Genomic DNA, 12,146 nt, shown 5'->3' on the forward strand with positions numbered 1-12,146 from the left:
ACATGATTTGAAACATCGGTTGGTTACCATACAGCAAGCTTTATATTCTTGTTTTTGGCTAATTTTTGGCTAATTATTTTGGGCTGATTTGAAATTATGGCATATGTATTTGAGATAACTTGCTGATTGAAGTGATGCGAATATAGTTCTGGTACCCAGTTAAATTGAGTAATTTGTCTAGTGTCTACGTTTTCTCGTAGTCGCCTGATTTGCTTCATGTATTCTATGGTTGCTCTTAAAGTTTTACGCTGCTCTCGTTTTTGTGTTTGAAATCATTAACGATTCAACTCGTTTAGCTTTAGCTCAATTGGTTCCTTATTGGTTTCTTAAATATTTGATGAAGATTGCTGTTTTGTCGTCGGTGTCGAGCAATCCAACGCTTATTTTCAGTACTAAGAGTATTAGTGTTAAGGATATCTTTCTAGCCTCAGTTTTTCTGCAGGTCGCGTGATATGTTAGCCAGTCCTCAAAACTCCGATTATCTAGAATCTAATCCTGGCCAGGGGGGGCAATTATCTTCGATGGAATCCTTCTGGCAGGAATGGTTGCGGGGATTTATTGCTCCAACGCCGTTAGCGGTTGCTGATGCAGCATCGCAGCAGATCTTACCCCAACAGGGAGAAAAGGCGGCACCATGTCGATGTCATACCTTTCGGATTCCGGAATTAGGTACTGGTCTAGACTTACTCAGTCAATCTCACCTGAGTCTACAGTCGCTTCTACTGGGAGCTTGGGGAATGCTGCTCAGTCGTTATAGTGGGGAGACAGATGTTGTCTTTGGGGTGCAGGTTATTGATCCAATCAACGGGCAGGAGTACCTATCTCATTTGTCTGGTAATCCATTGCCTTTGCGCCTCCAAGTTGCATCAGATATGCCTTTGATTGATTGGTTGCCAATGGTTCAAAAGCGTTGGAACTTGATGCAGTCGCACGGGCAAGTTTCTCTGGCCCAAGTGCAAGCTTGGAGTGAGATTCCATCTACTGAGCAATTATTTGCAAGCGTTCTGTATATATCTGAATTTCCGCTTGATCTTGCTTCAGCACAAGTTTCAGCACAATTCACAGAATGGCCTTATCCCCTTACCGTTACGGCTGATCTAGCAGCATCGACTCTACAGGTGCAATACGACGGTCAGCGGTTTGAAGAATCAACAATTGTCCGATTAGGGGGACATTTACAATCATTGCTGACAGGGATAGTTGCAGCGCCTCATACGCCTCTGGCTGCTTTACCGTTGTTAACTAGTGCCGAACAGCATCAACTGTTGGTGGAATGGAATAACACCCAGACGGCCTACCCGCGAGATAAAACAGTTCATCAACTGTTTGAGGAGCAGGTTCTCCGCACTCCTGACGCTATCGCTCTCATCCTACCAGAGTTGGAAACTCAATCTGAACAATGTCTCACCTATCAAGAATTGAATAACCGAGCCAATCGTCTGGCGGCTCAACTGCAACAGATGGGAGTTGGCTGTGAAACCTTCGTGGCATTGATCATGGAACGCTCGATCGAAATGATCGTTGCCATTCTCGCCATTCTCAAAGCTGGAGGGGTTTATGTGCCGCTTGATCCCAGCTATCCTCCAGAACGACTAGCTTTCATGCTAGAAGACAGTTGTGCTCCGGTGTTGTTGACTCAATCTCATCTGAGGGACGGCTTGCCGCCCCATCAGGCTCAGATTGTTTATCTGGACGCAGGCTGGGGAACAGGAAACGAAGAGCAAGTTGAGTTACAAGCTTGTGCAGTTCATTCGCAGAACCTAGCTTATGTTAATTACACCTCTGGTTCAACGGGTCGCCCCAAGGGAGTTGCCATACCTCATCAGGCTGTTTTGCGATTGGTGTTTAACTCCACCTACACTCCGCTAGATGGCAATCAAGTTATTCTGCAATTAGCCCCAATTTCGTTTGATGCTGCAACATTCGAGATCTGGGGAGCATTGTTGCATGGCAGCGTTTGTGTGTTATATCCCGCTGTTGGCATCCCAGATCCACGGGAATTGGGAGCAATTATTCAGAGAACGGGAATAACAACCTTATTTCTGACCACTGCTCTGTTTAATACCATCATTGCAGAAGTACCAGAAGCGTTGTTGAGAGTCAAAGAATTGTTGACCGGAGGGGAGGCGATATCTCTACCGCATATCTGCAAGTCCCTGACCTGTTTACCCGACATGGAGTTGATTCATGTCTATGGCCCTACCGAAAGTACGACTTTCTCCTGTTCTTACCGCATTCCTCGCCAACTCAATGCCGATCTGAAAACGCTACCGATTGGTAAACCGATTGCCAATACACAGACTTATATTTTAGATGACTATTTACAACCTGTTCCCATAGGCGTTGCTGGAGAACTCTACATTGGGGGCGATGGGCTGGCTCGTGAGTATTTAAACCGTCCAGATATTACTTTGGAGCGGTTTATCCCTAATCCGTTTAGTGCCGATCCTACAACCCGACTATACAAAACGGGTGATCAGGTGCGCTACTTATCCGATGGCAATATTGAATTCATTGGACGCCGCGATTTTCAGGTCAAGCTGAGGGGCTTCCGCATTGAGCTAGGCGAGATCGAAGCCATATTGAGGCAACATGAGCAGGTAGCTGATGCGATCGTAATTTTGCGTGAAGATCGACCAGGAGATAAGGCTCTAGTTGCCTACGTTACAACCAAGGGAGAGCAAGCACCTGGGGTGAAACAGTTGAAAGACTATCTCAGGGAGCGGGTGGCCGAGTTTATGGTGCCTGCTGTTGTGATGGTGCTGGATCATATGCCTCTCAGCCCAACCGGAAAAATCGATCGCCGTGCCTTACCCAAGCCAGTGATTCGGTCTGCCCCAGTTGATGGAATTGCTCCTACAACCCCCAGCGAACAGGTATTGGCCGAAATTTGGGCCGGTGTCCTGGGGATTGACAGGCTCAGCGTCGAGGAAAATTTCTTTGAATTGGGTGGCACCTCGCTGTTGGGGTTACAGATGATCGCTCGTGTCCAGAAGCGTTTTAACTCTCAGATCCGAGCCGTCAAGCTCTACCAGTATCCGACAATTCGGGCTATGGCTCGATATTTGGACCAAGAGCAGCGGTCCATGGTACAGCACGTTGACGATTGCTGGGCCACCTTCTCCACAGATTCTCACCCGACTGCAACAGGCGACATTGCCATTATTGGCATGGTGGGTCGGTTTCCTGGTGCAGATAGTGTCGAAGAGTTGTGGCACAACCTCTGTGCTGGGATTGAATCTACCACTCGCTTTACCGATGCCGAATTAGACCCAATCGATGATCAAGAATTGCGACGCGATCCTCACTATGTACCAGTCAAAGGCATTGTGAGAGGGGCAGAAGAGTTTGATGCGGCTTTCTTTGGCATTAGCCCTAAAGAAGCTGAAGTCATGGATCCCCAGGCTCGGGTCTTTTTAGAGCTAGCCTACGCAGCGTTAGAAAATGCTGGCTATACCTCAGCCTACAACGGTTTGATTGGGCTATACGCCGGATCAGGGCAAAACACTTATTTTGAACGGCATATTTGTGGGCGGAAAGAAATCATTGAGCCGCTGGGTGCCTTCCAGACTATGCTGGCCAATGAGAAGGATTTTGTCACAACTCGCGCATCCTATAAGTTAAACCTGACCGGGCCTAGCGTTAGCATTAGCACGGCTTGTTCCACCTCGTTGGTAGCGGTGATTCATGCCGTTCAGGGGCTGCGGAGCCATCAATGTGATCTGGCCTTAGCCGGAGGGATTTCAATCAACACGCCTCAGAACACGGGCTACTTGCATCAGGAAGGCGGCATGCTCTCTCCAGACGGACATTGTCGCCCCTTTGATGCTAAAGCGCAAGGCACCATGTTTAATAACGGGGTTGGAATTGTTGTATTGAAACGGGTTGAAGATGCGCTGCGAGAGGGCGATCGCATCTATGCCACGATCAAAGGAGTGGGCATCAACAACGATGGTTCTGATAAAGCCAGTTTCACTGCTCCCAGCGTGCATGGACAAATGGGAGCGATTGTTAGAGCTTATGCAGACGCAAATATTCATCCGCGGACGATTTCCTACATTGAAGCGCATGGAACTGCTACACCTCTAGGCGATCCGATTGAAGTTGAGGCACTAACCCAAGCTTTTCGCACTCAAACTGCAGCTACTCAATTTTGTGCAATCGGATCGATAAAAGGTAACGTAGGACATCTGGTGGCTGCCGCTGGCGTGACTGGCTTAATCAAAACCGCATTAGCACTCTATCATCGCAAAATTCTGCCTAGTGTTAATTTCGAGTCTCCGAATCCAGAAATTGATTTTGCCAACAGTCCCTTCTATGTCAACACTCAGTTAACCGATTGGCCGATCTCAGAAAACCCGCGGCGAGCGGGTGTGAGTTCCTTCGGGGTGGGGGGAACCAATGCCCATGTGGTTTTAGAAGAAGCACCGATAGCCGAGGAATCTGTCGCCCCCTCCTGCCCCTATCAACTGCTGCTGCTTTCTGCCAAAACTGAAACGGCTCTTGAGCAAGCAACCGCTAATTTACGTACCCATCTCCAGCAAAACCCTGCCATTAATCTGGCCGATGTCGCCTACACCCTGCAAGTGGGGCGAAACGGGTTTAACTATCGCCGGTTTCTTGTGTGTCGAACTCAGCAAGAGGCAATTGCCGATCTAGAGATCCTGCCGGCTCATCGCAGCGCCACTCGCTACACAGACCGGCGTGATCCGGAGGTGGTGTTTATGTTTCCCGGCCAAGGAGCACAATATCTCCAGATGGGGCAGACCCTTTATCAGAATGAACCGGTTTTCCGGAATGCGATTGATCGCTGTGCCCATATTCTTCAACCTCTGCTCAACTGCGATTTGCGCCAAGTGCTGTACCTGGTGGAATCGCAAGAAACTGCAGCTGAACTGTTGCAACAAACGGTTTATACCCAGCCTGCACTGTTTGCTGTGGAGTATGCGTTGGCTCAACTTTGGCAAAGCTGGGGAGTTCAGCCTGCTGCGATGATTGGGCACAGCATCGGCGAGTTCGTCGCGGCCTGTTTGGCAGGTGTGTTCTCACTGGAAAATGCCCTGACCTTGGTAGCAACACGCGGACGCATGATGGCCGAATTACCGCCTGGAGCCATGCTTTCTGTTCGTCTAGCTGCTGCCGAGGTTGAGCCACACCTATCTGCCGATCTAGCCATCGCGGCGATCAACGGTCCTGCCCTTTGTGTGGTCTCTGGCCCAACCGCACAAATTGCTCAATTACAGCAGAAGTTAGAAGCCGCCGAAGTTGCCTGCAAGCTGCTCCACACGTCCCATGCGTTCCATTCGCCGATGATGGAGTCGATAATCGAACCCTTTGGCCAATTGGTTCGTACCGTTCAACTTTCACCACCCCGCATTCCGTTTGTTTCAACCGTAACAGCTAATTGGATCACCAATTCTGAGGCTACCGATCCGACCTATTGGGCCAACCATCTGCGGGCAACTGTGCGCTTTGCAGAAGGTGTACAAACTCTCTGGCAACAGCCTCAGCGGGTCCTGTTGGAGGTTGGACCACGCACCACTGCCGCCACGTTAGCTCGGCAGCAAGCCACCGATCTCAATCAACAAATCGCGATTTCTTCGCTGGGTAGCACGACTGAAGACAACACCGAAGCGGCCACTCTCCTGCAGGCAATGGGACAGCTCTGGTTGGCTGGCGTATCGTTTGATTGGCAGAGTGTATACGCCAACGAAAAACGCCGGCGGATTCCATTGCCGACCTATCCGTTTGAACGCAAACGCTACTGGATCGATCCTAAACCTGTAGCTTCAGCCGTTTCTGCTGGAGCAATTATCTCTGAGCCAATCCAGACCACTCCCCTGTCCCCCGCGGAATCTACCCATACTTCACTTAAATCCCTTCCCGCAGTCTCTACACCTATGTCTGATTCCCTTGTGCAACGCATTATCCCTTTACTCAAAGAAGTAGTGCAAACAACTTCTGGCTTGGAGATTGCGAACGTCAGCGATGACCTCACCTTCCTGGAGATGGGGCTAGACTCTTTGTCACTAACTCAAGTGGCAATGGCCTTTAAGAAACAGTTCAAGCTAAAAATCACGTTTCGGAATTTACTGGAAGACTATCCGAATCTAGCAACCTTAGCGGCATTTCTCGCTCAAACCTTACCGCCCGATGTTCTGCCTGCACCGGAGTCTAGGCCTGTTGCTGCATCTACCCCTCTATCTCCCCTTACAGACCTGACTGACTTCATGCCTGAAGCTACTTCCCCTGCTTTGAATGGCAATGGTTACAGTAAGGGCAACGAGAATGGTAAGGATGAGCGCAATGTCACTCCTTCCCAGATGGCAACTGCTCACATCGGAACCAGTGCGATTGAGACATTAGTGGCGCAACAGTTGCAAATTATGAATCAGCAGCTTGAACTGTTGCGTCAAGCTGGAATGGCTTCTGCCGCAACTTCTGCTGCTCCGGCCCTGCCCCCCACTCCGGCCCCTGCCCCGCTGCCGCCGGTTTCCCCTGCTCCGACTCCAACCAACGATCGCCGACCCGGAGCCAAAATTGAGAAAACCAGTAGCGGTAGCCTGACGCCAGACCAGCAGCAGGCTCTCGACCGCATCATTGCCCGCTACACGATTCGCACTCAGGAATCCAAGCGCCAGACTCAAGAGCACCGTCGTTACCTTGCTGATCCACGCACGGTTTCGGGATTCTGCCCAACCCTGAAGGAAATGGTTTATCCAATTATCACCGACCGCTCTGCTGGCTCTAAGCTGTGGGATGTAGACGGCAATGAATATGTGGATTTGACCAACGGCTTTGGCCTTAACTTCTTTGGTTGGAATCCAGACTTTGTGAAGGAAGCCGTGATCGCCCAAATGGAAAAGGGTATTGAGATCGGTCCCCAAACTCCTTTAGCTGGAAAGGTTGCCAAGCTGATCAGCGAATTTACGGGTATGGAGCGGATTGCTTTCTGCAATACAGGGTCCGAGGCAGTTATGGCAACGCTGCGCCTCGCGCGTACCGTCACAGGACGTGATTTGGTTGCCACCTTTACCGGAGATTATCATGGCACCTTCGATGAAGTGCTGTACCGACCGGGACCAAACCTAAGAACCATGCCAGCGGCTCCAGGTATTCTTCCCTCGATGTTTGAAAATCTGCTGGTGCTTGATTACGGTACTCCTGAATCGCTAGAAATTCTGCGAAACCGAGCAGATGAACTGGCGGCCATTCTGGTGGAACCGGTTCGTAGCCGCGATCCTGGGTTGCAGCCAAAAGAGTTTCTGCAAGATCTGCGCCGTTTGACCGAACAGTCGGGCACAGCGTACATCTTCGATGAAGTGGTCACCGGTTTTCGATCCCATCCAGGCGGTGCTCAAGCCTATTTTGGTGTCCAGGCAGACATGGCAACCTATGGCAAAGTCGTCGGAGGTGGGTTGCCAATCGGGATTGTAGCGGGTAAGGCCGAGTACATGGATGCCTTAGATGGAGGCTTCTGGCAGTACGGCGATGATTCTATTCCGGAGGTGGGCGTTACTTTCTTTGCGGGCACCTTTGTCCGCCATCCGATGGCCCTAGCGGCAGCAGAAGCCGTGTTGCTGAAACTAAAAGCAGGTGGCATAGAGCTGCAACAATCACTAACAGAAAAAGTTGACAAATTTGCAACGCATTTAAATCAGCATTTTGAGCGGGTGGGTGCACCAATCAAAATCGACCATTTCACGTCTTATTTCTACATTTCTTATCCCACCGAACTGCCCTACGCTCAGCTTTTATTTTACCTATTGCGAGAAAAAGGCGTTCATATCTGGGATCATCGCCCCTGCTTCTTTACCCTGTCACACACAGATGCCGATATTGAATTTGTAACTCGTGCCTTCAAAGATAGCGTGGCAGAGTTACAAGCCATCGGATTTCTTCCAGGTGTTACTCCGGTCAATACAGTACCAAACGGCAAGATTGATCGGAACTGCCCACCCCAGCCGGGTGCTCGTTTAGGCAAAGATCCTGAAGGTAATCCAGCTTGGTATATTCCTGATCCCAATCGACCTGGAAAATATTTGCAAGTTGCAGGAGTGACATGAATATGTCCTTAGTGACCTCCCATGCTAGTTTGCTGGAGCAAATTGTAGATGAGCTAGAAAGATTGACGGAGCGACCCCTAAGGCAACAACACACCTGTTTTGAAACCTATATTTTTGCCCCTTCGCTTTTCCAGAATCGCCATTTTGCCTGTGAGCCAAGTTCGCTATTCCTCCTTCACGAAGAAAATGAAGTCTCCCGTCATGATAAAGATTGCTCAATTCTTATTTCACTAATTTCATTTCCAGGCGAAGATAGAACAGTAAGTGTAAATTTGTGTGCTCTCAAACTACCCCTTTTAAATTTCAGAGAAGGTGGCAATAAGAAGGAGATAAAAACTAAGGATTTATCAGAAAAAGCAGTCTCAATTGTCCACCGTAAATCGTGCTCACTTAGATAAAGATCCGGAAGAAAATTCTACTTGGTTATCCTCGATTCCAATCGATATGGAGAATATTTGCAAGTCGGAACTGCCTCCTAAATAGTTACTCTCTGAGACACAGAAAAGTAAGATGAAACTTCTAGATCAAGTGATTGAAAAAGTAATTAATAAATTGGAGTATCATGAATCTCCGCTAGCAGCGAAGTATCGCTCGTTCATCCATTTTGCTTTCGAAATTGAAGGAATCAAAATTCCAATGGGCGATCATATTTCGCCTAAGGTGCAAAGAGCCTTTCATTATAGCTGCTATGAAAGACCAGAAATTGAAACCTTGAAGTCCTATCTTGCATCTGATGACGTTGTGATGGAGCTAGGAACAGGTTTGGGCTTACTGTCTATTTACTGCGCCCAAAAGATTGGCTCTGATAGAATTTTTAGCTATGAAGCAAATCCTAGGCTAGAACCCTACATCAGAAAAAATTACCAATTAAATCAGGTTTCCCCTTCGCTTGATATTTGTCTATTAAGCAACACAACTGGCGAACAAGATTTTTACATCACGAAAGACTTTTGGGCATCATCTACTGTACCTCCGGTACACTATGAGGTTGCAGAAGTTGTCAAAGTTCCTGTTAAAAGCTTTGATGTGGAAGTACAGCGCATTGATCCAACTTTTCTAATTGTTGATATCGAAGGAGGAGAATACTCTCTAATCGAAAATTTCAATCTTCGTAACAGCAATATTTGTAAAATCATGATCGAAATTCATACTATGTCTTTAAGCTCACATGAAGTTGAAGCTTTAAAGTCTAAATTGTTCAATGCAGGATTTAAACTTGTTTCCGACTACGTTGATATTGGACAAGAAGTTGCTTTTCTTCAACGCTGAATTAACTTAGAACCTAGTTTGGGCCAACTATATGCAGATAAGTTCATCATCGAGCAAAATTAACGGCTTATATGCACAAAAGCAAGATTCAGTTGTGGTGGTTTGCGCGGCTGATAACAACTATGCGATGCCACTTGCTGTAACGATTCGTTCTGCATTGGAGCATCTTGAAAGTAACAAAAAAATGCTTCTTTTTGTGATTGATGATGGCATCTATCCACGTGTCAAGTGCCGAATTGTCAAGTCGTTACCTGCTGAACGATGTGAAGTTCGTTGGCTACCCAGACCTGAGCAAGCTGAGATGCAAACCATTCTGAATGAGGAGAATGCAAAGTTTACAGTTTTCTCGAAGGCAACACTTTATCGGCTCATGATTCCTGAGCTGCTACCACGGGAGTTCTCAAAAGCAATCTATTTAGATTGTGATTTAGTTGTCAAAGCAGACATTAGTAAGCTGTGGGAAATGGATCTGGGAGACAACTATCTGCTTGCTGCCTGCACAAAATATGTACGTATTGTCTCTCACTCTAGAGGTCTCGCCAATTGGCGAGAGTTAGGATTTGCCCCAGACGATAAACACTTAAGTGCTGGAGTTCTAGTTCTTAATCTCGACAAATGGCGGTCGAATAATTTGTGTGCTATAGCTCTAGACTATATTGTTCACAATCACCAATATATTCGGGGTATGGATAACGATGTTCTGGTCGCTATTGTTCGGAACGGTTGGGGTGAATTAGATTTACGGTGGAACAACACAGAAGCTCGAAGAATGACCCAGGAAGAAATTGATGATTCCTATATCCTACATTACACCTCTCCTGAAAAACCCTGGTCGGTTCCGCAGAATAATCCTGCTACTGACTTGTTTTTTCACTACCTGCGAATGACTGATTGGAAAGGCTACCGTCAGGACATCCCTCAACGGCTCTGGCGTCGCTTGAAGCGAGAGGTAAAGCAATTGCAGCAACGCGCCTTTTAGCTTTCACTTTTTCTATCTGGAAACCTAGGAATTGTTGTATGTCTTCTACCCAATTTCAACCGTGCTATCCAACTTCTCTGTCTGTACCCGAACGGATTATCAAGGCAGAAACAGGCAGTTTCAGTCAGCAGTTTAATCAAACCTCTTTCCGATTCTCGCATAACCTAGCTGACCATCCTCTATTTGAAATTCCGCGTTTAGTTGAATTAGCAGAATTCGTTTCAACCCACTTAGGACCGGAGAAAGTAACCTGTCTGGTAGGGGGACAAGTGCCGGTTGGCTGCAAATGGTCAGATCGAGTCCATAAAGGTCGGGTAGAAGAAGCAATTGCTCATATCGAAGAATCGGGTTCGTTGGTGTTGATCAACGATGCTGAAGTTGATCCAGAATATTGCGCCTTACTTGAGCAGATTATTCTGGAGCTAGAGACGCTCACAGGTGTTCCGCTACGGCAAGAAATCACCTGGATGGACGCCTATATTTTTATTACCTCACCCAATACCATCACTAACTATCACATTGATCACGAGTCTAATTTCCTATTTCAAATCAAAGGTGAAAAAGAGGTTAATCTCTTTGACCAGAAAGACCGCTCCATCCTCACTGAAGAGGAGCTAGAAGCCTTTTATGTGGGCAATGTGGAAGCTGCGGATTATCACCCTGAACACCAGTCTAAAGCCAGTGTCTATCACCTCACACCTGGTGAAGGGGTTCATCATCCGGTTAATGCGCCCCACTGGGTGAAAACCAAACAGCAATTTTCAGTCACCCTGAGTATTAACTTTTACTTACGATCGTTTGATTTGAAAGCTAGGATTTACCAAGCAAACTACTTTTTGCGTAAGCTCAAGCTCAAACCAACCCCACCCGGGCAATCGGTCTGGCAAGATACACTTAAAATTCAGTTGATTGGGCTATTTTCTACCCAAAAACCGATTACAAAACAGGATGTTCACAAATCAGGTATCAACCAGATCAAGAAATTACTTGGACTACCAGTTCGAGCGGTTCGTAAGCTGCAACAGTTCCCTGAAACCTTGCTGCTGAATGCTCCTGTTATTTCTGACTACTATCGGTTTTACTGGTGCTTTCCACGCAAAACAGCTGCTTGCCGAGGAGTATACAGCACCTTTGCAGAGGCATTGCAGGCCCTTCCAGCCAACGCTCGCATTAGTCACAATCAGCCTGACATGCATGAGCAAGCCTCTGTCTCAGAATATACAGCTTGTCGGGTATTAGGACGATTGGATCCCTTTGACTACCCGATGTTGCCCTGGTTACGACAAGCCTTAGAGGACAGTACTACAGTCTTTGACTTAGGCGGTAATGTGGGAGTTAGTTACTATGGCTTCCAAAACCACATCACCTTTCCTGAGAACCTATGCTGGACGGTGTGTGAACTTTCGGAACTAGTGAACGCCGGAGAAAAATTAGCGCGGGAAACCAACAGTTCTGCTCTTAAATTCACCACCGAGCTAGTGGATGCAGACGGTTACGATATTTTGTTGACTATAGGAACGCTGCAATACATTGAGCCGACTTTGGCAACTCTTCTAAGTCAGTTTAAAACCAAACCAAGGCATCTTTTGATTAATCATACACCCTTCTATGAAGGTCCAACGTTTGTAACCTTGCAAAACTTGGGTTATGCCTTTAGTCCATACAAAGTTGAGAATCGGTTGAGCTTTATTCAAGCGTTGCAGTCCGTTGGCTATGAACTAATAGATAGCTGCCAACTCGATCGCCAATGCCGGATTCCTTTTCATGCCAATCGCCAAGTTACTGCTTACTATGGCTTTTATTTCAAATTGATTGAAATTCATTGATTGAAA

5 protein-coding genes are annotated in these 12,146 nt (G+C 47.4%); all 5 read left to right on the forward strand.

What is annotated here, in order from left to right; genetic code table 11:
- The first annotated feature begins 452 nt into the window (after positions 1-452).
- The 5 genes from HJG54_RS32940 (at position 453) to HJG54_RS32960 (ending at position 12,140) form a co-directional block, all read left to right on the forward strand.
- Entirely contained in the window at positions 453-8,066 is a 7,614-nt protein-coding gene (locus HJG54_RS32940; protein WP_316436086.1) for a non-ribosomal peptide synthetase/type I polyketide synthase, read from the forward strand.
- 2 nt (positions 8,067-8,068) lie between these two features.
- A complete protein-coding gene (locus tag HJG54_RS32945; protein WP_316436087.1) occupies positions 8,069-8,464 on the forward strand; it encodes a hypothetical protein in 396 nt (131 codons plus the stop codon).
- A gap of 112 nt (positions 8,465-8,576) precedes the next feature.
- A complete protein-coding gene (locus HJG54_RS32950) occupies positions 8,577-9,335 on the forward strand; it encodes an FkbM family methyltransferase (protein WP_316436088.1) in 759 nt (252 codons plus the stop codon).
- A 31-nt stretch (positions 9,336-9,366) separates the two neighbouring features.
- Complete coding sequence (locus tag HJG54_RS32955) at positions 9,367-10,314, forward strand: glycosyltransferase family 8 protein (RefSeq protein ID WP_316436089.1); 948 nt, start codon at positions 9,367-9,369, stop codon at positions 10,312-10,314.
- A 38-nt stretch (positions 10,315-10,352) separates the two neighbouring features.
- The gene (locus tag HJG54_RS32960; protein WP_316436090.1) at positions 10,353-12,140 is read left to right on the forward strand and encodes a methyltransferase, TIGR04325 family; all 1,788 of its coding nucleotides are present in this window, start codon (positions 10,353-10,355) and stop codon (positions 12,138-12,140) included.
- Positions 12,141-12,146: the final 6 nt, after the last annotated feature.

Source organism: Leptolyngbya sp. NK1-12 (assembly GCF_032598965.1).
In the GTDB taxonomy this organism is placed as follows: domain Bacteria; phylum Cyanobacteriota; class Cyanobacteriia; order Elainellales; family Elainellaceae; genus Elainella.

Bases quoted from the DNA above. Each gene is read 5' to 3' on its own strand.
- HJG54_RS32940 (WP_316436086.1), top strand. From the start codon at position 453: ATGTTAGCCAGTCCTCAAAACTCCGATTATCTAGAATCTAATCCTGGC.
- HJG54_RS32945 (WP_316436087.1), top strand. From the start codon at position 8,069: ATGTCCTTAGTGACCTCCCATGCTAGTTTGCTGGAGCAAATTGTAGAT.
- HJG54_RS32950 (WP_316436088.1), top strand. From the start codon at position 8,577: ATGAAACTTCTAGATCAAGTGATTGAAAAAGTAATTAATAAATTGGAG.
- HJG54_RS32955 (WP_316436089.1), top strand. From the start codon at position 9,367: ATGCAGATAAGTTCATCATCGAGCAAAATTAACGGCTTATATGCACAA.
- HJG54_RS32960 (WP_316436090.1), top strand. From the start codon at position 10,353: ATGTCTTCTACCCAATTTCAACCGTGCTATCCAACTTCTCTGTCTGTA.